This window comes from Polynucleobacter sp. AP-Titi-500A-B4 (assembly GCF_018688095.1).
In the GTDB taxonomy this organism is placed as follows: domain Bacteria; phylum Pseudomonadota; class Gammaproteobacteria; order Burkholderiales; family Burkholderiaceae; genus Polynucleobacter.
Map to the genome: position 1 here is coordinate 1,380,635 of NZ_CP061311.1, position 23,578 is coordinate 1,404,212.

A 23,578-nucleotide genomic window follows, 5' to 3' on the forward strand; every position below is an offset into this window, starting at 1 on the left:
AACCATCGCCCTCACCTGCCCACGAATTTATTGGGGTTTTTGGGTAAAAACCACCCGCTCAGGGGCATTGTAGATCTCGAAGTGTTTACCTGAACAGCGAGACAGGATGGTGAGATTGGTTTTACGAGCCAGTTCTAGACCCATGAGGGTGACACCAGAGCGTGTGAGTAAAAAAGGAACGCCCATCTGAGCGCCTTTAATCACCATTTCTGAGGTGAGGCGGCCCGTGGTGAAGAAGATCAAATCTTTGCCAGACTTATTTGCAAGCCACATCAATCCAGATATTGAATCGACCGCATTGTGGCGACCCACATCTTCAATAAAGTGTAGGAGTGCAACCCCGCCATCTGCGGTACGCTCAAATACGGCACAGGCATGCACTGAGCCAGACTTCTTATAAATTGAGTCATGGACTCGGATAGCATCAACCAAGCTAATAATTGCCTCTTGGGATAAGAGAGGTCCATCGGGCAGACGAATTTCCGACATCTCTTCCATCAGGCCACCAAACATCGTGCCCTGTCCACAACCTGTGGTCACAACGCGCTTGCTGGTAAGGGCATCGATATCGACCGTACTACGGCGCGTCTTGACGGCAGCAGAATCGGTTTCCCAATCCACTTGAATGCTTTCAATGTCATCTGGGGATTCAACCAGCCGCTGGTTCCGTAGGTACCCCAAAACCAAGGCTTCAGGGGCGCTACCCAAGGTCATCAAGGTCACCACCTCCCGTTTATCTAGATAGATCGTTAGAGGGCGCTCTCCGGGGATATGGGCTAGCTTGCTACGGCCAGCCTCATCCAATATCTCTACCTCGTGCACCAAGGGCACGGAGGCGTTAGACATCTGGATATTCGGTTTTGCTGCCACTACTGACATGAGGCGCCTTCTAAATTGGGTTCAATTTCAATTTTATCGAGACTAATCGGGGTTTTACTTTAACCGCAGACTAAAATCATTGCTCGAGCCCGCATAATTGTGGATTAAGCCCTAATTTAACCTTGTTATTTCCGATTGAAGACCGCTTTACATGAGCAGCCCCCAGCGTCGCCTCCTTGTCACTTCCGCCCTACCGTATGCCAATGGTCAGATCCATATTGGGCATTTGGTGGAATACGTACAGACAGATATTTGGGTGCGCTTTCAACGGATGCGCGGTCATGAGGTTCATTACGTGGGTGCTGATGACACTCACGGCACCCCGATCATGTTGCGCGCTGAAAAGGAAGGGCTCACACCCAAAGAGCTCATCGCCAATGTTTGGAAAGAACATAAGCGTGACTTCGATCACTTCCTCATTTCATTTGACAACTACTACACCACCGATAGCCCAGAGAATGAAAAGTTAGCGCAAAGTATTTATATCAAGCTACGTGATGCAGGCTTGATTGAAAAACGCGCCATTGAGCAAGCTTATGATCCCGTAAAAGAAATGTTCTTGCCGGATCGCTTCATTAAAGGTGAGTGCCCTAAGTGTGGCGCTAAAGATCAATACGGTGATAACTGTGAGAAATGTGGAGCCACCTATTCACCAACGGATTTGAAGAATCCATTCTCAGTTGTAAGTGGTGCAACACCGATTAAAAAGATTTCTGATCACTACTTCTTTAAGTTATCAGATCCACGCTGCGAAACATTTTTGCGCGAGTGGACTCAAGTGAAGACGCCTCTGCAGCCAGAAGCTCGTAACAAAATGAAAGAATGGGTTGGTGAGCCTGGCGAGAGCAAACTGGGTGACTGGGACATCTCCCGCGACGCCCCCTATTTCGGCTTTGAAATCCCTGATGCTCCAGGCAAATACTTCTATGTCTGGCTTGATGCACCGATTGGCTACTACGCCAGCTTCCTCAATTACTGTCAGGCTAAAGGTCTCAATTTTGATGAGTGGGTTAAGCCAGATACCACCACCGAGCAATACCATTTTATTGGTAAAGATATTTTGTATTTCCATACTCTATTTTGGCCTGCGACTTTGCAATTTGCAGGCTATCGCACACCAACCAATGTTTTTGCACATGGCTTCTTAACCGTTGATGGTGAGAAGATGAGTAAATCACGTGGCACATTAATTTCCGCGAACAGTGTGATTGAGTGTGGCTTTAATCCTGAGTGGTTCCGCTATTATTTTGCAACAAAGTTAAATGACAGCATGGAAGATTTGGATTTAAATCTTCAAGACTTCGTGGCTCGCGTGAATAGTGATTTATTGGGTAAGTACATCAACATCGCAAGTCGCAGTGCAGGCTTCTTAGTCAAGCGTTTTGGTGGCATTGTTTCTGATGAAGCCATGAACAATCCTTTAATCAAAGAGATTACCGCTGCCAGTGAAAAAATTGCTACTCTATACGAAGGCCGCGAGTATGCAAAAGCATTACGCTCGATCATGGAGCTTGCCGACAAGGTCAATGGTTTCGTAGATGAAAACAAACCTTGGGAAATCGCTAAAGATCCAGAACGTGAGGCCGATTTACAGCGTGTTTGTAGCGTGACCTTAGAAGCCTTCCGGATGCTAAGTCTCTATCTCAAGCCCGTAATCCCACAGGTAGCAGCTGGTGTAGAAGAGTTCCTATCCTTGGATCCCCAGTCTTGGAGCGATATCAACACCCCGCTTTCCAGCAAGAATCCTATTAAGGCCTATAAGCACCTCATGACCCGAGTTGAAGCCCCTCAAATTGAGGCTTTGTTAGCTGCAAACTTGTAAAAACGGGCCTAAAAAGCACCTATAATGGTGATCGTAGTCCTCAGATAACTTTTAGTATTAATTCTATAAGTTATTGAATTAATTGAGTATTTTAGGAAATACCATGGCAAGATATCAATCTGAATTCACCCAGTTCTTGAATGAACTCAAATCCGAGAAACCACACCTCGAGGCTGACCAACAAGCCGGTCGCGCCCTCTTGTGGGACAAAGAGCCCCTTACCGTTGAAGATCAGCGTCGCGCTAAAGCCGCTAAATTAAAACAACGCGCTTACGTCTATTCGAATGACTAATTCAGGCGCTGCGCCAAGCGCAGAGCAAATTCCGGATTTACTAGATAGCACTCCATCAGTTACCGATGGGATGTCGGAAGCGTTCGCCAAGCTGTATGGTGAACCCCTCTTTAAACTTCCTACTGATCTTTATATTCCGCCTGATGCGCTAGAAGTTTTTCTAGAAGCATTTGAGGGTCCACTCGATCTCTTACTGTATTTAATTCGTAAGCAAAACTTTAACGTTCTCGATATTCCGATGGCACAGGTGACCCAACAGTACCTAAGCTATATCGACCAAATTCGTCATCACAATCTTGAACTTGCTGCTGAGTATTTATTAATGGCAGCCATGTTGATTGAAATTAAATCTCGCATGCTGCTACCGATGAAGAAAGCAGATAGCGAGGAAGAAGTAGATGATCCACGCGCAGAATTAGTCCGTCGCCTATTAGAGTACGAGCGTATGAAGTTGGCCGCTCAAGAACTAGATCAAATTCCACAACAAGGTCGTGACTTCCAGGTGGCACATGGCTTTGTAGATACGACCGTGGCCATTACTTGGCCTGAAGTCAATTTAGATGACTTACAAATGGCTTGGCGTGATGTTCTGCACCGCGCCAAACTTAATCAGCATCACACGATTACGCGTGAATCCCTCTCCGTCCGTGACTTTATGACCCGCATTCTGCGTCGCTTGCAAAATACCCGTTTCATTGAGTTTGGTGAATTGTTTGAAGATGCAATTAAGTCTGGTAATGGGATTCCGGTAGTGATTGTGAACTTTATTGCAATGCTAGAACTCTCTCGTGAAGCATTAATTGAAATTACTCAAGCTGAGCCATACGCGCCGATTTATGTGCGTCTCGCCTATACCCCTGTTGCATGAAAATCATTAGCGACATTCAAGAGTTGCGCGACCACTTGCGCGGACAGAATCGTGCTTCATTTGTTCCAACGATGGGTAACCTCCATGAAGGTCACTTATCACTGATGCGCTTGGCAAGGCAGCATGGCGATCCTGTGGTTGCCAGTATCTTTGTGAACCGCTTACAGTTTGGCCCTAATGAAGATTTCGATAGCTACCCCCGCACGATGCAGGCAGATATCGAGAAGCTAGAAAAAGAAGGTGTCTACATCCTCTTTGCGCCGACTGAGCGCGATCTTTATCCACAACCCCAGGAATATCGCGTTGATCCACCTCAGCAGCTAGGTGACATCCTCGAAGGTGAGTTCCGTCCCGGCTTCTTTAAGGGTGTTTGCACCGCTGTATTAAAACTGTTTTCTTGCGTGCAACCAAAAGTTGCCGTGTTTGGAAAAAAAGATTACCAGCAACTGATGATCATTCGTCAGATGGCTAAGCAATTTGCGCTACCAGTCGACATTGTTCCTGGTGAAACGATTCGTGCGGATGATGGCCTTGCTCTCTCCTCACGCAATGGCTACCTCTCAACAGATGAGCGTGCCGAAGCTCCGCAATTACAAAAGACACTTAAAGAGGTTCGTGATCAAGTCCTGCAATTAAAAGAACGCAACATGCAATCACTATCTGATATTGAAAAGAAAGCAGTTGCTAGCCTTGCAGGTCGTGGCTGGCAACCTGATTACATCGCAATTCGTCAGCAAAGCGACTTGGCGCCAGCATCCAATGAAAGCTTACAAGCGAATGAGCCACTCGTGATTCTCACGGCAGCCAAACTTGGCAAAACGCGTTTGATTGATAACCTAGAGATTTAATCTCTAGGTTGATCTACAGAGCAAAGAACTGCCCTACCTGTAGATTCAATTCTTTAGCCAATTCGGCACCAGTGACTTTTCCTGCAGCGCCTTTAGCTTTGAGAACTTCGATCTGTCCGCCGTGGCAGGCGATGAAGAAAGAATCTAAGGTGATCTGAGTAACTTCACCAGGCTTACCTTTGACCGCGCCAAAGGTAGCAGCAACATGCTTATGGCAATCGTAGATCTGTACTTTTTGCTCACCAAACTTGGTCCATGCGCCGGGCGCAGGATTACAAGCACGAATGAGGTTGTAGATTTGACTAATGTGTGTGGCCCAATGAATCTGCGCCGCATTGGCATCAAACCAACCTTCATAGTTAGCTAGTGATTCATCTTGAACGATCTCTTGATGCTTGCCAGCAACTACTAGATCGGCAGCCTCAAGCAAAGCTTTCACACCAATTGGGAATAGGTGATCAAAATAGATCTTGCCTAAAGTATCATCGGGCCCAATAGCCACTTCTTTTTGCAAAATCACTTCACCTTCATCCAGGCCATCGGATGGACGGAAGATCGTTAAACCTGTTTTATCTTCACCTAAAGCAATCGCCCAGTTAATAGCACTTGGGCCGCGATATTTTGGCAGTAGCGATGGATGATATTGAATCGTGCCGTGTTTCGGAATTTTGCAAAGCTCCTGTGGCACAAACTGTAGTACATATGCCATGACACAGATATCAGCCTGACTATCAATCATGGCCTGAGCTGCCTCAGGCCCCTTGAGAGAGGCGAACTGCAAAGGTGTTAAACCCTTTGCTAACGCTGCCTCTTTAAGCACTTCTGGTTTAGTGGATTTGGGATTATCTGGAGGGCAAAAAACCGCAACGATCTCGTCACCACGATCTAAAAAAGCTTCTAATGCAGCTTTACCAAAATCGGCACTCCCAATCAACGCAACCCGCATCTTAAATAACCTTATCGTGACGGAGAGAAATCAATTCATCAGTGGAATAACCCAACTCACTGAGAATCTCATCGGTATGTTCACCAAGCAACGGCGAACGAGTCACTTCGGTTGGGCTATCAGACATCTTGATTGGGTTACCAACAGTCAGGTACTTGCCACGAATGGGGTGATCAACCTCAACCACCGTGCCAGTAGCACGAAGTGCAGGCTCTTCAGCAATTTCTTTCATGGACAAAATTGGACCACATGGGATGTCATATTTATTCAATACGTCCATCACTTCAAACTTGGTCATAGTCATAGTCCATTTTTCGATCTCGCCAAAGATCTCCATCAAGTGTGGCAAGCGTGCCATGGGAGATGCGAAGCGAACATCCGTAATCCAGTCTTCACGACCAATCACTTTACAAACCGCTTCCCAAACTGGGGCTTGAACAATTACATACATATAGGCATTAGGATCTGTTTCCCAGCCTTTACATTTCACAATCCAACCAGGCTGACCACCACCAGAGGCATTACCTGCGCGAGGTACAGCATCACCGAACTCACCGTTCGGAAACTGTGGGTACTCTTGCATCAAACCAACACGCTCTAAACGCTGTTGATCGCGCAACTTCACACGACATAAGTTCAATACTGCATCTTGCATTGCTGCCAATACCTTCTGACCACGACCAGAGTGAGTGCGTTGATAGAGTGCGGTCACGATACCCAATGCCAAATGCAAACCAGTGCCGCTGTCACCAATTTGCGCGCCCGTCACCATCGGAGGACCATCATCAAAACCAGTTGTGGATGCAGAACCACCTGCGCATTGCGCGACGTTCTCATACACTTTGCAATCTTCGTATGGCCCAGGACCAAAACCCTTAACCGATGCCATGATCATCATGGGATTCAATTCTTGAATACGTTCCCAAGAAAAGCCCATGCGATCCAATGCACCCGGTGCAAAATTCTCAACCAATACGTCACACTCTTTAATGAGGCGCTCGAGAATTTCTTTACCCTTTTGGGTTTTGGTATTTACGGTGATTGAGCGCTTGTTGTGGTTCAACATCGTGAAATACAAACTATCCGCGTCTGGAATATCGCGTAGCTGACCGCGAGTAGCATCGCCTTCTCCTGATTTTTCTACCTTGATCACATCTGCACCGAACCAAGCCAGCAACTGAGTACAGGTTGGCCCCGATTGAACGTGCGTAAAGTCGAGGATTTTGACCCCTTCTAGTGCTTTTGCCATGATTTAAGTCCCAATAAGAATAAAAATTTTGAATTAATGCAATTTTACCAGCGGGGAATTTTGGAAAACGGTCTATGCCCAATTTTTGGGCACGACCTGCTTTTTTGACCCAATAGGTCTATATGTGGCTAGGGCTGGGGATTTTCAAGGTCAGCAAGGCGTTTCTTGAGAGCCCTCTCCTCAGCAAATCGAGCAGTTTCATCCCGAATGATGGCTACCACTCCATTTGCCTTGTGATTGTCATCAAACAGCATCCCTACGGTAAAGGCAATTGAAAGCTTGCTACCGTCCTTATGCTTTGCAGGAACCTTGAGTAGTGATGTTCCATAGCGGGTTGTGCCTGTCTCCATGGAATGGCCATAGCCAACATTATGCTGATGCTTCTGACGGTCGGGAACAATCATATCCAGAGTACTGCCTAGTGCTTCTTCTTCAGAGTATCCAAAAACTCGAGTTGCAGCAGGATTCCATAAAACAATCTTTTCATGAGCATCGGCAACAATGATGGCATCACCGACACACTCCACTAATTGATGCAGATCTATATTGGTATTCATATTTTCAGTCTACAGAAAAAAGGCGCTCACAAGGAGCGCCTTCAAAGTTATGCTAATGAATTATCGTTATTAAACTGCTTTAGCTGCATGCAATTTAGCGATGTCATCCGTGCTGTAACCAAGGTCAGACAACACTTCATCAGTGTGCTCACCTAATACAGGAGATGGCTTCACTTCGATTTCCAAATCAGAAAACTTGATTGGGCTACCGATAGTCAAATACTTGCCACGTACTTTGTGGTCAACTTCAACAATCGAACCGCTCTTACGCAAGTCTGGTGATGCAGCCAATTCCTTCATGGAGAGAACTGGAGCACATGGAATATCGAACTTGCGGAGGATGTCCACAGCTTCGTACTTAGTCTTATCTTTGAGCCAATCTTCAATCGTTGCGAAGATGTCAAAAATCTTATCTTGACGCGCTTCGGCAGTCATATAGGCTGGATCCGTTGCCCACTCTGGTTTGCCCAAAGCTTTCGTGATTGGTTCCCAAGCGTGACCTTGAATTGTAAAGTAGATGTATGCGTTTGGATCAGTTTCCCAACCCTTACACTTCAACACCCAACCTGGCTGACCGCCACCACCAGCGTTACCGCCACGTGGAACTACGTCAGTGAATGAACCGTGTGGATACTGTGGGTACTCTTCCAGGTAGCCAACTTTGTCCAAACGTTGTTGATCGCGCAACTTCACACGGCACAAGTTCAATACAGCGTCTTGCATTGAGCAAGATACTTTTTGACCACGGCCAGTTTTTTCACGTTGCATCAAGGCAGTCAAAATACCAATTGCCAAGTGCATACCAGTATTAGAGTCGCCCAAAGCAGCAGCAGAAACAGTAGGAGGACCATCCCAGAAACCAGTAGTTGAAGCAGCGCCACCAGCACACTGAGCAACGTTCTCATACACTTTTAAGTCTTCGTATGAGTGACCATCGCTAAAACCTTTAACAGAAGCCATGATCATTTTCGGGTTTAATTCTTGAATACGCTTCCAAGAGAAGCCCATACGATCCAAGGCGCCTGGACCAAAGTTCTCCACCATCACATCAGAGGTCTTAATCATCTTCTCCAACACTTCCTTACCTTCTTGGGTCTTAGTGTCGAGTGTCAAAGAACGCTTATTACCGTTGAGCATGGTGAAGTACAAAGCATCTGCGCCTGGAATATCGCGCAATTGGCTGCGGGTTACGTCGCCAGAACCTGGACGTTCTACTTTAATCACGTCAGCACCATACCAAGCCAAAAGCTGTGTACATGCAGGACCAGCTTGCACGTGGGTGAAGTCAATAATACGAATACCGTCTAATGGTTTAGTCATGTTTGTTTCTCCTTAAGTGTTTCTTATTTACTTCCAAATGAATTTGACATTACTTCTTAGCAGCTGCTGTGGATGGGTTTAAGTTTGTTAAACGTCCACTTTCAGTACCTGCAGTTTCATCAATAACAGCATTGATGAGGGCTGGTTTACCGGCAGCAATAGCTTCTGTTAACGCTGCTTCTAATTCTGCTGGGGTCGTTACGTAGTAACCAACGCCACCAAATGCTTCAATCATCTTGTCGTAACGCGCATCTTTAACAAACACTGTCGGCGCAACATCAGCACCACCTGTAGGGTTCACATCAGTACCACGGTATACGCCGTTGTTATTAAATACAACCGTAGTAATTGGCAAGTTGTAACGGCAAACGGTTTCGAGCTCCATGCCGCTAAAACCAAAGGCGCTATCGCCTTCCACTGCTACGGTTGGCAAACCACTAGTGACAGCAGCGCCAATGGCGTAGCCCATACCAATTCCCATAATGCCCCAAGTACCAGAGTCAAAGCGCTTACGTGGCTTGTACATATCCACGATGGCACGGCAGTAATCCAAAGTATTTGCACCTTCGTTGACCAAGTTCACATCTGGGTTTTTCTTGATCACATCACGAATCACACGCAATGCACCATGGAAGTTCATAGGGTTCGCTTCTTTGGCCAATGTTTCAGCCATCTTCGCCATGTTTTTATCTTTTTTCTCATTGATGGCGTTGATCCATTCAGCACTTGGCTTCGGCACTACAGCAATACCCTTCAAGAGTTCGCCTACGCATGAGCCAACATCACCAATTAATGGAGCTGCGATTTGTACGTTGCTATCGACTTCGTTTGCTTGAATATCGATTTGGATAAATTTCTTAGGATCTTTGCCCCATGTCTTACCCTTGCCGTGGGCAAGTAACCAGTTCAAACGCGCACCAACTAACAACACTGCATCGGCTTCAGCCAATACAAATGAACGCGCTGCAGAAGCAGATTGTGGGTGGTTATCTGGCAACAAACCTTTAGCCATGGACATTGGCAAATAAGGAATACCAGACTTTTCGATCAAATCACGAATCTCTTTATCGGCTTGTGCATAAGCGGCGCCTTTACCCAAAAGAATCAAGGGACGCTTAGCGCCTTTGAGTACGTCCAATGCGCGTGCTACTGCATCGGCGGCTGGGATTTGACGTGGAACTGGATCGATCACTTTGAAGATAGATTTCTTGGCTTCTTCAACCGGCATAGTTTGGCTCAGCAACTGTGCTGGCAAATCTAAATACACGCCGCCTGGACGACCAGATACAGCAGCACGAATTGCACGAGCAAAGCCGATACCAATATCTTCAATGTGATTAATACGATACGCAGCTTTGCAATAGGGCTTGGCAGCGTTGAGTTGATCCATCTCTTCGTAGTCACCCTGTTGCAAGTCAACGATTTCACGTTCGCTTGAGCCAGAGATCAAAATCATTGGGAAGCAGTTCACAGTAGCGTTAGCCAAAGCTGTTAAACCGTTTAAGAAACCTGGCGCAGAAACGGTCATGCAAATACCAGGCATCTGAGTCATATAACCTGCAATTGCTGCAGCATTACCAGCATGCTGCTCATGACGGAAACCAATAAAGCGCATACCTTCTGCTTGTGCCAAACGGCATAAGTCAGTAATTGGAATACCAACAAGACCGAAAATCGTATTGAGGTCATTTGCTTTTAAAGCATCAATGACGAGATGGAAGCCATCGGTTAATTGTGTGTTTTGGTTATCTGTTGTCATAGAAATTTTTATGTGAACTACAAGCTACCACCAGGGGGTGGCCCCATGCAGCTTAGCTTTCGCTAGTGTCTCCAATTAAGTTATTCATCGCACTACGGGTAATGCTCCCGCTTGGCTGAGGTGAATATTAGGCTTGGGGTGAGGGTTCATCATTGACTTCGGTCAATTTCCCTCAAATCCCTCATCCCCAAAGGGGTGCGGACCTTCAAAAGGCTTATATAAACAGTTCTTTGTGCTTCGTTTTGAGGCGGCTCAAGGTCTCTGGGGAGAGATTGAGGTAGGCAGCCAGCTCCTTTTTAGGGAGGAGCTCGAATAGGTCTTCATATTTGCGCAAAAAGCGCTCCACCCGACCTGGGGCATCTAACATGTGGAGGGTGATGGTATGAGCCATGATCTCGCTCATCAAGCGCATCACCTCGAATTCAAAGCTTTCCTTGAGCGACTTATGCTCATCGAGAAACTCGGCCCACTTTTTCAGAGGCATCCGAGCCACGCGGGCCTTGGTGACACAAGCAATACTGTAAGGAGCTGCCGTCTTAAGACGCCATGCCGCATAGCTAGTTTCAATATCTTTTTCGATGGCAAAGCGCAGAATCATTTCTTTTGCATCTGCACTAGAAACAATGCGCTTGAGAATGCCGTCCAGGACAAAATACTGCTCCATCTGGTGATCACCTTGGTGCAGCAAAATTTCTGATTTTTTGAGGTCTGAGACCTCTAGATGGCGCTCTAATTCGGCCATTGCGGCTTCATCTAGGCTTTTGAGGACTGAGTTTTGCCTCAGCTGAAGCCGAATCAAGTTTTTTTCGGGGTGCTTATCTAATACAGTCATGAATCTTTCGTCCTAGACCTAGCATTGTAGGCTTTTTTACCCCAAAAAGCCGAATTAACCCTGTTTTGCAAGCCTCTTCAAGCTAGAATGGAGGCGTCGTGGTGCTTTATTGCTGTGCAATAGAGTTAAACGGGAAACACTAAACGTGTGCTGCCCCCGCAACGGTAGGTAAATGCCTCAAAAATCACCATTTTTGAGGTCAGGAATCTGAATACGCCACTGTGCGCGTCAATCGCATGGGAAGGCCAGATTCTGAGATTTACTAGCCCGGATACCGGCCAAGACAGGTGGAATTTCGCGGACGGGGATCTTCGCGCGCCGATGACAGCGCTCGGTCTAACCCTGCCGCCAAATTGACGCAAACTCCTGCACGAGAAATTCTGTTCGACCCAGCTTACGGGGAAGTGAGCTAGGCAATCGATAACAGGAAGTCAACAATGAAGCAGCAGTTCAGCAGGAAATACCTTGACGCATTTCTATGCGCCTCTCTATTTATCTTAAGTAGCACGGCAAGCTCACAAACCAATTCCAGCGTATCGGTTACTAACTCACTAGACCCAATTAATCCGGTAATTGTTACTGCAACTCGCACACCAAAATCTGGAAACGATGTTTTAGCTGATTACACATATATCAGTAGGGAAGAAATTGAAAATTCTGCTCAGTCTAGCCTTCCCGACTTACTGCAACAACAACGAGGGATTCAAATATCAAGCTCAGGTGGTGCAGGCAATCTCTCTAGCGTTTATCTAAGAGGTGCAAGTAATGCGCAAAGCTTAGTTTTGGTTGATGGCGTCAAAATTGATTCAACTGGGGGTGGGGCAATTTGGAGCGCTATTCCACTATCACTCATAGATCACATTGAAATTATTTATGGGCCACAAAGCACTTTTTATGGTTCAGATGCCATGGGTGGTGTTGTGCAAATATTTACCAAAAAAGGTGGTGGACCTACACAATTTGAAGCCTCTGCTGGCTACGGAACTTACAACACAAGCATTACAAGCGCTTCAATGTCTGGATCCATTGGTGTGGAAGGAAAAACAAACTACTCCATTGGATTAAGCCAAGAGAACTCAGCAGGCTTTAATACGGTGGCACCAAACAATCCCCACTATAAGGGCGGAGCGAACTACTCTACAACCCTCCCCTCGCCTTACCCAACCACGCCAACGGGATACACCCGCTTGGGAGCAAGTGGGTCACTCTCCACAGTTTGGTCTGCAGGACAAGAGTTGGGATTAAAGATATTTGCGAGTAAAAATAGCTACCAATACCCAAGTAATGAATATTTAAGCGGCAATGCAGAGGTAGCACAAGGCATCAATCAACTCGCCATTTTTTCAGCTTACTCAAAAAATCAAATTTCCGATATCTGGCAAAGCTACTTTCAGGCGTCAAGCTCTACAAACGCTTCTCAAAGTCTGACCACACAAAGTAATGATCGACTAGTAACCCCATCTTATGATTTTCTTTGGCAAAACGACATTAATATTGGCACAGACAAATTACAAGTTCTACTAGAACGCAATATTCAATATGCAAATATGAATAACTCTGCATACCAAACCTATTGCGGAGATCCAAATGCTTGTAGCAATATCAACATTAATCAACAGCGCACAACTAATTCGATTGCTGGATCTTACGAATTAAAACGAGGCAATAATCTAGCAACGCTAGCCCTTAGAAATGATCAAATATCTCAATATGGATCTAAGGTAACTTATAGCGCAGCCTATGGTTATTTCATCACCAAGGAATTGAGAACAAATATTAATTACGGCACTGGATTTAGGGCCCCCTCATTTAATGATCTTTACTACCCAGGCTACGGGACTGCAAATCTTAAACCAGAGACAAATAAAAACCTTGAAGCAGGAATTCACTATGAGACTCGTAACTATGGAGTTCATTTAACTGCCTATCAGAACAAGATTGAAAACTTTATAGTTCCAATTAATTGCTATGACAGTGATTACAACTGCGGCAACCCCGCCTACTATTCTGGATCTCATCCAGTGAACTTTAGTTTGGTCCAAATTAAAGGCGCTTCATTAGGTGTTGATGGAAAGATCAATGATCTCACTTTAAAAGCATCGGCCGATGCTATGAGTACCGTAGACCAAACTACAGGCTTAGATGTACCAAATCGAGCAAACTGGGTCGGCAATTTCCTGGCTGATTACAAAATAAATAAATTCAACTTCGGTACGAATATCACCCTTTCAGGACCTCGCTGGGGAGGTGTGAATGGAACGCAAACGGCGAATACCTACAACATGCAAAGCTATACATTGGTAGGTCTGTACGGTAGCTATCAAATTGAGAAAAATTTATCCACTTTTATCCGCTGGAATAACGTCTTTAATTCTCAGTATCAGACAAATTATGGCTATGCCAACCCAGGATCCAATGTATTCGTAGGCCTGCGCTACGCTATGAAATAAGCCTCTTGTTTCAGACTACAATGCCAGTATGAACGAGCCTATCTCTCATTCCGCTGGCGATGTAGATCTGGATGCCCTAAGTGCATCCGTCAGACGCCTTTCTGAAAAGATTTCTTTGATTCAAGATGCTGTGCGTAACCTTCATCAGAGTCGCGTGCAACTTGAGGGCAAGATTGAGGATGCTCAGAAACGTGTGCAACGGATTCTGAGTCGTTTACCAGAACAAAGCGATGGTCGCCAACTCAACTTACTAGGCGAAGCAATTCCACCAACTAATCCAGAGGACGACAGTGAGCCAACAACGCATTGAAGTAACTCTTGCAGGTCAAAAGATCACCTTAGCGACCAGTACCGAACATGAGCCCCTGCTCCGTGCCGCATGCGTGCTTGTTGATGAACAAATTCAATTAGCCATCAGTGGCGGCAATCGCAGCATTGAACGTGCCAGTATGATGGCTGCACTCAAAATTGCTGGTGACTTAATTACTTTACAAAAAAATCAATCGCAACAAAGCACCTCTTCAAATGTAAGCTCTGATGAAGTAGCTCGTCTTCAAGCAGAAATTCATGGGCTTGAAGAGCAAGTGGATAATTTGATGCAAACCCTTTCCCTGCCTGGTTCGCCAAGGCCAATAGTTCCTTGAACCGATGCGCAAGCATCAGGAACGATCTTTACCTTGTGGGCGTGAGCGTTTCGAAAGTTCACAGTGCCAACTTAGACTTGGTTACTCCCTGAACCTCTTAATGCACCCGAAGCAGAGTAGCCGTTCCACCTTGAACCTTAGGGTTCAGGATGACGGCCTAGCGGCTAAGGCGGGGAATTCATGTTACTAAGCGATATCTTGATGCTCGCACTGTGTGGCAGCATCTCAGGATTTTTGGCGGGACTTCTTGGCATCGGTGGCGGCATGATCTTAGTGCCCTTCATGATTCTAGTTTTCAATCACTTGGGCTTTAGTCAAGAAGTGATCGTGCACATGGCCATTGCCACAGGCATGGCAACAATTTTGTTTACTACTACATCAGCCATATGGGCACACCATAAACATGGCTCAATTGACTGGAAGTTAGTTGCCGCCTTAAGTCCGGGTTTAGTCATTGGCAGCTTGATTGGTGGCAGTGAAATTTTTGAAGCCCTCAATACTTCTTGGTTATCACTCTTTTTTGCCCTCTTTATTGTCTACACCTCAATCCAGATGATTCTCAATAAGAAGCCGGGTGCAGGACGTGAGTTACCCGGTACACTCGGTTTATTTTCTTTTGGCACCTTTGCTGGCGGATTGGCTAGCCTGGTCGGCGCAGGCGGTGCGTTTATTACCGTACCCTTTATGCTCTGGTGCAACGTCAAGCCCCATACCGCGATGGCCACCTCTTCTGGCCTAGGATTTCCGATTGCTGCCGCTGCAACGATTGGTTATATGTATGGCAGCTGGGGGCACCCCAACCTCCCTGCAGGATCTCTCGGCTTTGTATATGTTCCAGCAGTAGCTTGTATCGTAGCGGTCAGTATTTTCACCGCTCCACTTGGCGCCAAGATGGCACGCAAACTTAATGTTGCTCAACTTAAACGCATCTTTGGTGTGATGCTATTAATGCTTGCAGCCTTCATGTTTAATGAAAGCCGCAAGGCATTTGGCTTTTAATTACGCGGTATATTGCTGGCGTAGAATATTCTTCTGCACTTTACCCATGGCATTGCGCGGCAAGTCAGAAACAATTTCTAAGCGCTTAGGAATCTTAAAGTTAGCAATCTGAGTTTTCAGGGTTGCAATCATCGCTTCCGCATTTAACTTGGCGCCTGCTTTAGGTACCACTACTGCCATTACCGCTTCACCAAAGTCAGGATGCGGAATACCAATCACAGCACTCTCATCAACCCCATCCATATCATCGATAAAACTCTCGATCTCTTTTGGATAGACGTTATAGCCACCAGAAATAATCAAATCCTTGCTGCGGCCAACAATGCATAAGTAGTCCTTAGGTGCTTTGCCACCATTGGCATCACCACCCCAACGACCTACGTCACCAGTCTTAAACCAACCGTCTTTAGTAAATTCTTCAGCGGTCTTCTCAGGCATACGCCAGTATCCCTTAAATACATTCGGGCCCTTCACTTGAATACTGCCGATTTCATCAACACCGCAAGGTTTATTGTTTTCATTGACGACGCGGACTTTGACGCCTGGCAATGGCAAACCTACCGATCCACCGACGCGCGCACCTTTGTATGGATTGGAGACCAGCATCACCGTCTCACTCATGCCATAACGCTCCAGAATGGGTTGTCCAATGACTTTCTTGAAGCTATTGAATGTTTCAGTCAGTAATGGCGCTGAGCCAGAGATGAAGAGGCGCATATTGCGCGCGACATTCTTGGTAAAACCTTTATCAGCGAGCAAGCGTACATAGAATGTCGGGACACCCATCATCACAGTCGACTTCGGCATATGCTTCATCAGTTGCGCAATATCCAAGCGTGGCAACCAAATCATCTTGCTGCCATTAATCAATGCGCCATGGGCTGCCACAAACAAGCCATGCACATGAAAGATTGGTAATGCATGCAGGAGCACATCCCCTTTTACCCAACCCCAAAACTTTTGCAAGACTTGCGCATTGCTATACAAGTTCTTGTGGGTCAACATAGCGCCCTTACTACGGCCAGTAGTTCCAGAGGTGTACAAGATTGCTGCTAAGTCATCATCCTTAGTAGCTACTGTTTTAAAGGTATCGCTCAAGCCACCAGCACGCTCTAGCAATGTCCCAGTGCGATCTTCATTTAATGTAAGGACATGCTTAGTACCCGCTTTAGATGCAACCTTAGATACCCAAGAGAAATTCTTAGAGCTGCAAACTACTAGCGCAGGCTCTGCGTTCTCAATGAAGTACTGCATCTCCGCTGCTTGATAAGCCGTATTCAGAGGCAAATACACGTATCCAGCACGAATGGTGGCCAAGTATAAAAAAAGTGCTTCAGGAGATTTTTCTACCTGCACAGCTACACGCGAACCAGCTGGCAACTTGAGACTCTTTAAGAGGTTAGCCATCTTTGCAGTAGCACGCTCTAGGTCACCCCAAGAGTAGTAAAGACCATCATGCGTTTCTAAAGCACACGCTTTTTTATCTTTTGGAAAACCTTTTTCCAATACTGAATACAAATTCATAGAACCTCTAATCAAACAATCATTTTAGGGAGTTAGCGTTAATCCAATTTAGCGCCAGAAGCTTTAGCAACCGCTGCCCAACGCTTAATATCAGCAGAAACAAATTTTCCAAAAGCATCACCAGTCAAATTAGGTGTATCCGAACCGTTATTCGTCCAGATCGTCTTCAGGTCTGGCGTATTGATCGCCTTTTGTACTTCTGCAATCATTTTGTCAACGATAGGCTGCGGAGTTCCCTTAGGTGCAAACAAACCGTACCAAGTAGAAACCTCATAACCAACTAGACCAGCTTCAGCAGCAGTTGGAACATTTGGAAATCCTGGGGCACGTTTTTGTGATGCAACTGCTAAAGCCACAATTGATCCATTTTTAATTTGTGCTGCAGAGGAACCTAAACCATCAAACTCAACATCCACCTGACCAGCAATGAGGTCTTGCATCGCAGGGCCAGCACCACGGTAAGGGATATGAGTAATAAAGGTCTTGGTCAGCATTTTGAATTGCTCACCTGCTAGGTGGTGTGATGAACCATTACCCGCGCTGGCATAGTTAAATTTGCCAGGATTCTTTTTCAGAAGTGCAATGAACTCTTTAAGATCTTTTACCTGCACGTTCTTTGGATTTACTACGATTACTTGCGGTGGATTAGCAACCATTGCTACCGGAATAAAACTCTTTTCAATGTCGTAATCTAAATTAGGGTACATCGCTGGAGCAATCGCATGGTGTGCAGCCCCCATAAAGAATGTATAACCATCTGGAGCCGCTTTTGCAGCGATTGACGCTCCTAATGTTCCGCCAGCACCACCGCGGTTATCAATCACGATTTGCTTACCCAACTGCTTAGTCAGCTGAGCGGCTAAAGGTCTTGCGAATGCATCAGTTCCGCCACCAGCTGGAAAAGGCACCACAAATGTAATTGGTTTGTTTGGCCACTCTTGAGCCATTGCGGCCAAAGGTGCAAAACAAGCAACGAGCAATGCTTTTCGCAGCAAAGCCGTCAATGTTGATTGCTTCATCATGTTTATCTCCTTCAAAGCCTCTTCGGCTCTTGTTTGTACATTGTTTGTGTTGACTTCTAAAACCATACTGGATCTTGCTGCCCAGTTTTTTACTCATTCTAAAGCGAATGCTCTCTGGATTCTGCTTTAGACCGTCTCCCCCAAAATTCTGCTTTTTTACTCCCTAGGGCTGCATCAAGCGACCCACCGCTCGGGAATAATCAATCTGCCCCTGTGTAAATCGCTCGTGATTTTCCTCTACCGCTGAAAGATCATACAAATAATTCACCATGAGAGCCGCCGACTGACGCAAGCCCTTGCGTGAGAGATCAGCTGCCCAATTAATTTGATGTAACTTCGCACCATTACCTAAATGAAACTTCGCTACTGGGTTGCCGTTTCTGCCTGCAGAGCCTAAGCCAAGATAAATACTGGCTAGACATAACAAAGCAGATTTTTCTTTTTCAGTTGCATTATCTGGATGCCATCCCGCACCAATGCGCTCGGTCCACAAGCGATTAGTCAGACCCATTACCTCTAAAGCTTGCTCACGAGCCGTACGAACCGCCGGCTTTAATTGCACACCGGTTTTGTCGCTACCAATATCCGCACCAGCAGCAACCCAATCCATGAATCCAGGAATTGGGGAGAGAGTGACAAACGTTTTTAAACCGGGGAACTCAGCATGTAACTGTTCGGCAACACGCTTGATCAAAAAGTTGCCCATCGAAACGCCACGAAGGCCAGGCTCACAGTTACTAATGGAATAAAACGCTGCCACTTTGTACTGGGAAGTTTGATGAACGGTCTCAGCCTTCTTATCTACTAAGGGTGTAATCACCGCCGGAATCTCAGGCAGCAAAGCCACCTCAACGAAGATCAATGGCTCATTGGGCAACTGTGGATGAAAGAAGGCAAAGCAACGGCGATCAGGCTGTAAGCGCCTGCGCAAGTCATCCCAGCCATCAATCGCATGCACCGCTTCATGCTGAATCAATTTCTCCAATACCTCAGCCGGCGACTTCCAATCAACCCGATGCATCTTCAAGAAACCAGGATTGAACCAGGATGACAGCAGGTGACGTAAATCAAAATCAACTGCAGTCAACTCTGGTTGCTTTTCTAGTAACTGTAGAAGATCCCGACGCATGCCAACCAAGGCAGCAGTACCATTAGTTGCGCGATTTAAACGACGGAATAATTCTTGTCGAGGAGGCTCTGTAACACGCTGCAACTTAATGTAATTACGTGCACTAGCTTCGGCTGAAAAATTTTGTGCTGCACTGACCACTGCAGCAGGATCTGGATTAAGCTTTTCAAATAAGAAAGTGAAAAACTTGACGTGTTGGTCTTTAGTCAGTTTGCGATAGTTGTTAAATACATCATCAGCCATGCTCACAGCATTCGATTCACCTCTCTCAGAGATGAGACGATTTACTGCGCCAGTGACGCGCGAAAAGTATCGAGCTTTTGCTAACTTTTCCAGCATGGGAGCCTATCTATCAAAACAGTGAATAAATCCAAGCCTCAATGTATTCCCGCTGATCTAGGGAATCAATTAAGTGAAATGCATTTTCATTAACTTAAAGTTAATGATAGAGGAAATATTGACAGTCAGTAATTTATTGCTTGCGATGCAACATACGGGCTTCAGCTGCTAAAGCAAGGATATTGGGGTTTGATTCATTAGCCTGTAGGTACATGAGGGCAATACGCTGGGTGACCTGGTAATTGGGCAACAAAGAGGTGAATTCAATGGCATCCCCCATTAATGCCCTGACCCGACCCGGAAGCAAGGTTTTACCCATATTTCCAGACACCATATTCATCAAAGAAAAGATGTCTCCAACCTTCATGACAACGTTTGGATTAAATCCTGCCAACTTAAATGCATCATAAAAGCCTGATGTCGTTGCAAAACCATCCTGCAAGGTCAGAAATTTCTCGGACTCATATTTAGATAAATCAATAACACTCTCTTTTGGCTTGTTATTTTTAGAAGAGGCAAAAAAGAGTTGGTCCTCGAATAAGGGGATGATTTCTACCCCCTCTAAAGAATCATCAGCAGGTGCTGCAATCACTACCGCATCAATATTACCCTCGGTCAGCTTTTTCATGAGATCTTCGTTTGAACCCAAATACAGATCAATATCTAAATCTGGTCTACGAATTTTTGTACCCATGATGATGCGCGGAATAATGTTGGCAGTCAGGGAATACATCGAACCTAAACGAATCTGACCGCTCTCGACGCCTGCTTTTGCTCTGGTTTTCTTGAGAACACGCTCAACATCATCCAGTAGATCTACGCTTGCTTCAGCTAAATAGATCGCAGCAGGAAGTGCTTTGAGTTGACGGCCTTCTTTAATAAATAAAGGGCAACCTATGCCCGCCTCTAAAGAATGTAATGCTTTGTGAATACTGACTGAACTCAGTTGCAACTCATCAGCCGTCTTCACCAGGCTTCCTGTTCTCACAAAAGAGCACAGTATTTCTAGCTTTCTGAGCGTCACTTCATCATTAAGCATATGAAATGTTCTTTAAGAAAGGGCTGATGCTGAATGGCGGCGCAAGAGATAGATACCAAAGATCATCATCGGCACACAGAGCCACTGACCCATCGATAAACCAAGGCCCAAGAGGCCTAAAAATGCATCGGGCTCACGCGCATACTCAGCTAAAAAGCGGCAAATCCCATAGCCCAATAAAAACAATCCCGATATTTGTCCGACACGGCGGGGTTTACTGGCGTATACCCACAGCACAAGGCCGAGGAGGATGCCCTCGCCCAACAGTTGATAAATTTGGGATGGATGACGCGGCATGGAATCGACCATCGGAAACACCATCGCCCATGGGAGATCAGATGGTCTTCCCCAGAGTTCGCCATTGATAAAGTTACCTAGGCGACCAAATGCCAGACCAAAGGGAACTAAGGGTGCAACCAAATCACTCACTACAAAAAAGGTAGTTTGCCGTTTTTTTGCAAACCACCATAAGGCCACCAATACACCTAAGAGACCGCCATGGAAAGACATGCCGCCTTCCCAGATCTTGAAAATGCTCAAGGGATTAGAAAGGTAAAAGCCTGGCATGTAAAAAAGAACATAACCTAAGCGACCACCAAGCACCACGCCCAACACGCCTGCAAATAAAAGATCTTCAAGATCCTTATAGGTCCAACCCATTGATTGATAGCGCGGACTGCGAATGCGTAAACGGCCTAACAATAAAAATTGTGCAAAGGCCATTAGATACATCAAGCCATACCAGTGAATTGCGAACGATCCGATACGTAGTGCTGCTGGATCAAACTGTGGATGGATCAACATGAAGAATACAAATTAACTCTTGGATTGATCAAAGTTATACAGCTCATGGCCCAGCTCTCGATAAGCCTTAAAGCGCTCGCGCCCTGCTAAACGCTCAGCTTCATTCACAGTAACCACTTCCACAATTCGGGGAAAGCGCCCTACTAATGCAGGCACATCTTGCGGCATACGCATTCCTAAGTGGATCATTACGTCAGCATGTGGAATGGCGTTGAGGCTAGGTGAAGCAAAGTTATCAGTGAGCACGATCGGTGTTTCTGCTGCCGCCTCATCTTCAATATAGCAATGCGGCAAGAAGTCCGTGCCGCTAAAAGACCATAACAAATCATCCAACTTCTTGAGATCTGCTTTTTCGCCTACGATCACAATGTGACGCACCAGCTCACCTTCCTGAGTAGCACTCCAGATTTTGCGAGTCAGGCGACACGCATACTCCAGTTTGTCGCTCACATTGCTATGAAAATCGATTCGCGCCATATAGGTTTAGTGCTTTACTTTTGCTCTAGCAAGAAATTCACTAATAAAGGAACGGGACGACCAGTGGATCCTTTGGCAGCACCACTTTTCCAGGCTGTTCCTGCGATATCTAGGTGAGCCCACTTGTACTTTTCAGTGAAGCGTGACAAAAAACAAGCGGCAGTGACACTTCCTGCTGGACGCCCACCAATATTCGCAACATCGGCAAAGTTGGATTTGAGTTGTTCGTGGTAAGCAGCATCCAAAGGCAAGCGCCAAACGGTGTCTAAAGAATCTTGACCTGCCTTACTTAAATCACGCACTAGACTTTCATCATCCGAAAACAAGCCGCTATGCACGTGACCTAAGGCAATGATGCAAGCGCCGGTCAGTGTTGCGATATCAATCACTGCTTTTGGTTTGAAACGCTCTACATAAGTCAGCGCATCACACAAAATCAAACGGCCTTCAGCATCAGTATTGAGAATCTCAATGGTTTGGCCTGACATGCTCTTCACGATATCGCCGGGACGCGTTGCTTTGCCAGATGGCATATTTTCACAGGTAGGAATGACGCCAATGACATTTTTCTTCAACTTCATCAATGCAGTGGAATACATAGTGCCAATGACAGATGCAGCGCCACACATGTCGTATTTCATTTCGTCCATCGCCTCACCAGGCTTTAATGAAATACCGCCAGTATCAAAGGTGATGCCTTTGCCGACCAAAACAATCGGCGCCTCTCCAGCCTTGCCGCCCTGATGACGCATCACAATAAATTGTGGCGGGGTTTCAGAGCCTTTGGCAACAGACAGAAATGAGCCCATGCCCAAAGCTTCAATTTGCTTAAGCCCCAACACCTCAACCTTAAGGGTAGTCTTTTTAGCTAAGCCCTGCGCCGTCTTCCCCAAGTATGTAGGAGTGCAGATGTTAGGCGGCAAATTACCTAAGTCTTTTGCTAGATGCATGCCCTCAACTATGGCAGTACCTTGCTCAACAGCCAATTTCAATTCTTTTGCACAGGCATCATTGCCCGCAAAGACTAAATGCTTAAACGTATCTGCTTTATCTTTAGCCTTAAATTTCATGGCTGGTTGACGAACTCCAAAACGATAGGCTTGATCGCCAGCATATTGAATGGTGAGGCGCACTTCTTGCGCAATCATCTCGGAGATTTTAGAAAGAGTAAAACTTGGTGCAAACCAAAGCGCATTTTCAATTGCGCCGCCGCTCAACGCTTTGAGTCCTGCACGCGCCACTTTGACATAAGCAGACAAACTTTGATCAGCAGTTAAATGCAGATCACCCATACCAAGCAATAAAATGCGTTTAGCCTTCACTCCAGACCAAGATTTATCTGCCCTTAATAAGCAAACTGATGCTTGCTTACCATCTAAATCACCCAAGACATTGGCGTGACTGACAGAACCACCCAAGAGCGAATCCAACTCCGCTAAAACACCAGCCTTCACCTTGGCGCCTTTGCTGCCAGCAAATCCTTCAAAGTCTGCTTTGGAGTAACCCAAAACCAAACAGTCGGTGGTTTGCGTGAGCAAGCTCTTCAGGCTTGATTTGAGCTGTTTTGAGCTCCGCAGGTCGGCTTGGGGGAAAATCTTGGTACTAAATTGAATTGTCATAATCTATTGCAGTGTTTTTAGGTCGATTTAGGGGCGAAAGATACAAATTGAGGATGTTTATCCATTATCCTCCGACATGAGATTAACCTATTTTCCTACGCCAAAATAAGCCCTTTAGATCACCCTTAACCCCACCAGAATCACTCCCAGCCAAACCATT

The 23,578-nt window shown here is 46.0% G+C and carries 21 protein-coding genes, 1 other RNA gene, 1 pseudogene and 1 riboswitch; of the genes and pseudogenes, 9 read left to right on the forward strand and 14 right to left on the reverse strand.

Annotated elements, in window-relative coordinates; genetic code table 11:
* Positions 1-27 precede the first annotated feature (27 nt).
* Positions 28-879 (reverse strand): formate dehydrogenase accessory sulfurtransferase FdhD, encoded by an 852-nt coding sequence (locus FD968_RS06925; RefSeq protein WP_371817731.1) that lies wholly within the window; start codon positions 877-879, stop codon positions 28-30.
* Positions 880-1,030: 151 nt separating this feature from the next.
* Between FD968_RS06925 and metG the strand changes: the two genes are divergently transcribed.
* The 4 genes from metG (at position 1,031) to panC (ending at position 4,709) form a co-directional block, all read left to right on the forward strand.
* On the forward strand, positions 1,031-2,701 hold the full coding sequence (metG, locus tag FD968_RS06930) for a methionine--tRNA ligase (RefSeq protein ID WP_215364992.1): 1,671 nt from the start codon (positions 1,031-1,033) through the stop codon (positions 2,699-2,701).
* 103 nt (positions 2,702-2,804) lie between these two features.
* The gene (locus tag FD968_RS06935; protein ID WP_215364994.1) at positions 2,805-2,993 is read left to right on the forward strand and encodes a DUF3460 family protein; all 189 of its coding nucleotides are present in this window, start codon (positions 2,805-2,807) and stop codon (positions 2,991-2,993) included.
* Positions 2,986-3,861: a ScpA family protein gene (locus FD968_RS06940; protein ID WP_215364996.1), complete on the forward strand. Its 876-nt coding sequence runs from the start codon at positions 2,986-2,988 to the stop codon at positions 3,859-3,861. The genes FD968_RS06935 and FD968_RS06940 overlap by 8 nt, the downstream gene beginning before the upstream one ends.
* Entirely contained in the window at positions 3,858-4,709 is an 852-nt protein-coding gene (gene panC, locus FD968_RS06945) for a pantoate--beta-alanine ligase (protein ID WP_215364998.1), read from the forward strand. The genes FD968_RS06940 and panC overlap by 4 nt, the downstream gene beginning before the upstream one ends.
* 13 nt (positions 4,710-4,722) lie before the next feature.
* On the opposite strand, the gene FD968_RS06950 is transcribed toward panC, so the two are convergent.
* The 6 genes from FD968_RS06950 to FD968_RS06975 form a co-directional block, all read right to left on the reverse strand.
* On the reverse strand, positions 4,723-5,655 hold the full coding sequence (locus FD968_RS06950; RefSeq protein ID WP_215365000.1) for a methionyl-tRNA formyltransferase: 933 nt from the start codon (positions 5,653-5,655) through the stop codon (positions 4,723-4,725).
* Between the two features lies 1 nt (position 5,656).
* Entirely contained in the window at positions 5,657-6,904 is a 1,248-nt protein-coding gene (frc, locus tag FD968_RS06955; protein WP_215365002.1) for a formyl-CoA transferase, read from the reverse strand.
* Between the two features lie 128 nt (positions 6,905-7,032).
* Positions 7,033-7,461, reverse strand: coding sequence for a PAS domain S-box protein (locus FD968_RS06960; RefSeq protein WP_215365004.1), 429 nt, complete (start codon positions 7,459-7,461; stop codon positions 7,033-7,035).
* Between the two features lie 69 nt (positions 7,462-7,530).
* Positions 7,531-8,781, reverse strand: coding sequence for a formyl-CoA transferase (frc, locus tag FD968_RS06965; RefSeq protein ID WP_215296613.1), 1,251 nt, complete (start codon positions 8,779-8,781; stop codon positions 7,531-7,533).
* Positions 8,782-8,830: 49 nt separating this feature from the next.
* Complete coding sequence (gene oxc, locus FD968_RS06970) at positions 8,831-10,540, reverse strand: oxalyl-CoA decarboxylase (RefSeq protein ID WP_215365006.1); 1,710 nt, start codon at positions 10,538-10,540, stop codon at positions 8,831-8,833.
* A gap of 214 nt (positions 10,541-10,754) precedes the next feature.
* Positions 10,755-11,372, reverse strand: a complete 618-nt coding sequence (locus tag FD968_RS06975) for a Crp/Fnr family transcriptional regulator (RefSeq protein ID WP_215365008.1) — start codon at positions 11,370-11,372, stop codon at positions 10,755-10,757.
* An 82-nt stretch (positions 11,373-11,454) separates the two neighbouring features.
* A riboswitch (cobalamin riboswitch) is annotated at positions 11,455-11,670 on the forward strand.
* Between the two features lie 139 nt (positions 11,671-11,809).
* Between FD968_RS06975 and FD968_RS06980 the strand changes: the two genes are divergently transcribed.
* The 5 genes and pseudogenes from FD968_RS06980 to FD968_RS07000 all read left to right on the forward strand — a co-directional run bounded on the left by FD968_RS06980 (position 11,810) and on the right by FD968_RS07000 (position 15,465).
* Positions 11,810-13,822, forward strand: a complete 2,013-nt coding sequence (locus FD968_RS06980) for a TonB-dependent receptor domain-containing protein (protein WP_215365010.1) — start codon at positions 11,810-11,812, stop codon at positions 13,820-13,822.
* A 28-nt stretch (positions 13,823-13,850) separates the two neighbouring features.
* Entirely contained in the window at positions 13,851-14,132 is a 282-nt protein-coding gene (locus FD968_RS06985) for a hypothetical protein (protein ID WP_215365012.1), read from the forward strand.
* Positions 14,113-14,328, forward strand: a pseudogene (locus FD968_RS10625) (cell division protein ZapA); the annotation flags it as partial. The gene FD968_RS06985 and the pseudogene FD968_RS10625, both read left to right, overlap by 20 nt.
* Positions 14,329-14,427: 99 nt before the next feature.
* Positions 14,428-14,646: non-coding RNA, 6S RNA (gene ssrS / locus FD968_RS06995), on the forward strand.
* A complete protein-coding gene (locus tag FD968_RS07000; protein ID WP_215365014.1) occupies positions 14,647-15,465 on the forward strand; it encodes a sulfite exporter TauE/SafE family protein in 819 nt (272 codons plus the stop codon). It abuts the RNA gene before it with no gap.
* Here FD968_RS07000 and FD968_RS07005 read toward each other — a convergent pair whose 3' ends face one another.
* The 7 genes from FD968_RS07005 to FD968_RS07035 form a co-directional block, all read right to left on the reverse strand.
* Positions 15,466-16,989 carry a malonyl-CoA synthase gene (locus FD968_RS07005; protein WP_215365016.1) on the reverse strand — a complete coding sequence of 508 codons (1,524 nt, stop codon included), beginning with the start codon at positions 16,987-16,989 and terminating at the stop codon, positions 15,466-15,468.
* Between the two features lie 38 nt (positions 16,990-17,027).
* Complete coding sequence (locus FD968_RS07010; protein WP_215368094.1) at positions 17,028-18,008, reverse strand: tripartite tricarboxylate transporter substrate binding protein; 981 nt, start codon at positions 18,006-18,008, stop codon at positions 17,028-17,030.
* A gap of 166 nt (positions 18,009-18,174) precedes the next feature.
* Positions 18,175-19,479 (reverse strand): malonyl-CoA decarboxylase domain-containing protein, encoded by a 1,305-nt coding sequence (locus tag FD968_RS07015; RefSeq protein WP_215365018.1) that lies wholly within the window; start codon positions 19,477-19,479, stop codon positions 18,175-18,177.
* A 133-nt stretch (positions 19,480-19,612) separates the two neighbouring features.
* Entirely contained in the window at positions 19,613-20,518 is a 906-nt protein-coding gene (locus tag FD968_RS07020) for a LysR substrate-binding domain-containing protein (protein ID WP_215365019.1), read from the reverse strand.
* A 12-nt stretch (positions 20,519-20,530) separates the two neighbouring features.
* Entirely contained in the window at positions 20,531-21,322 is a 792-nt protein-coding gene (gene lgt / locus FD968_RS07025; protein WP_215365021.1) for a prolipoprotein diacylglyceryl transferase, read from the reverse strand.
* A gap of 12 nt (positions 21,323-21,334) precedes the next feature.
* Positions 21,335-21,799, reverse strand: a complete 465-nt coding sequence (locus FD968_RS07030) for a DNA polymerase III subunit chi (protein WP_215365022.1) — start codon at positions 21,797-21,799, stop codon at positions 21,335-21,337.
* 14 nt (positions 21,800-21,813) lie between these two features.
* Positions 21,814-23,418 (reverse strand): leucyl aminopeptidase, encoded by a 1,605-nt coding sequence (locus tag FD968_RS07035; RefSeq protein WP_251367530.1) that lies wholly within the window; start codon positions 23,416-23,418, stop codon positions 21,814-21,816.
* Between the last annotated feature and the right edge of the window lie 160 nt (positions 23,419-23,578).

Coding starts and splice junctions, on each gene's coding strand:
- FD968_RS06925 (WP_371817731.1), bottom strand. CDS start 879: ATGTCAGTAGTGGCAGCAAAACCGAATATCCAGATGTCTAACGCCTCC.
- metG (WP_215364992.1), top strand. CDS start 1,031: ATGAGCAGCCCCCAGCGTCGCCTCCTTGTCACTTCCGCCCTACCGTAT.
- FD968_RS06935 (WP_215364994.1), top strand. CDS start 2,805: ATGGCAAGATATCAATCTGAATTCACCCAGTTCTTGAATGAACTCAAA.
- FD968_RS06940 (WP_215364996.1), top strand. CDS start 2,986: ATGACTAATTCAGGCGCTGCGCCAAGCGCAGAGCAAATTCCGGATTTA.
- panC (WP_215364998.1), top strand. CDS start 3,858: ATGAAAATCATTAGCGACATTCAAGAGTTGCGCGACCACTTGCGCGGA.
- FD968_RS06950 (WP_215365000.1), bottom strand. CDS start 5,655: ATGCGGGTTGCGTTGATTGGGAGTGCCGATTTTGGTAAAGCTGCATTA.
- frc (WP_215365002.1), bottom strand. CDS start 6,904: ATGGCAAAAGCACTAGAAGGGGTCAAAATCCTCGACTTTACGCACGTT.
- FD968_RS06960 (WP_215365004.1), bottom strand. CDS start 7,461: ATGAATACCAATATAGATCTGCATCAATTAGTGGAGTGTGTCGGTGAT.
- frc (WP_215296613.1), bottom strand. CDS start 8,781: ATGACTAAACCATTAGACGGTATTCGTATTATTGACTTCACCCACGTG.
- oxc (WP_215365006.1), bottom strand. CDS start 10,540: ATGACAACAGATAACCAAAACACACAATTAACCGATGGCTTCCATCTC.
- FD968_RS06975 (WP_215365008.1), bottom strand. CDS start 11,372: ATGACTGTATTAGATAAGCACCCCGAAAAAAACTTGATTCGGCTTCAG.
- FD968_RS06980 (WP_215365010.1), top strand. CDS start 11,810: ATGAAGCAGCAGTTCAGCAGGAAATACCTTGACGCATTTCTATGCGCC.
- FD968_RS06985 (WP_215365012.1), top strand. CDS start 13,851: ATGAACGAGCCTATCTCTCATTCCGCTGGCGATGTAGATCTGGATGCC.
- FD968_RS07000 (WP_215365014.1), top strand. CDS start 14,647: ATGTTACTAAGCGATATCTTGATGCTCGCACTGTGTGGCAGCATCTCA.
- FD968_RS07005 (WP_215365016.1), bottom strand. CDS start 16,989: ATGAATTTGTATTCAGTATTGGAAAAAGGTTTTCCAAAAGATAAAAAA.
- FD968_RS07010 (WP_215368094.1), bottom strand. CDS start 18,008: ATGAAGCAATCAACATTGACGGCTTTGCTGCGAAAAGCATTGCTCGTT.
- FD968_RS07015 (WP_215365018.1), bottom strand. CDS start 19,479: ATGCTGGAAAAGTTAGCAAAAGCTCGATACTTTTCGCGCGTCACTGGC.
- FD968_RS07020 (WP_215365019.1), bottom strand. CDS start 20,518: ATGCTTAATGATGAAGTGACGCTCAGAAAGCTAGAAATACTGTGCTCT.
- lgt (WP_215365021.1), bottom strand. CDS start 21,322: ATGTTGATCCATCCACAGTTTGATCCAGCAGCACTACGTATCGGATCG.
- FD968_RS07030 (WP_215365022.1), bottom strand. CDS start 21,799: ATGGCGCGAATCGATTTTCATAGCAATGTGAGCGACAAACTGGAGTAT.
- FD968_RS07035 (WP_251367530.1), bottom strand. CDS start 23,418: ATGACAATTCAATTTAGTACCAAGATTTTCCCCCAAGCCGACCTGCGG.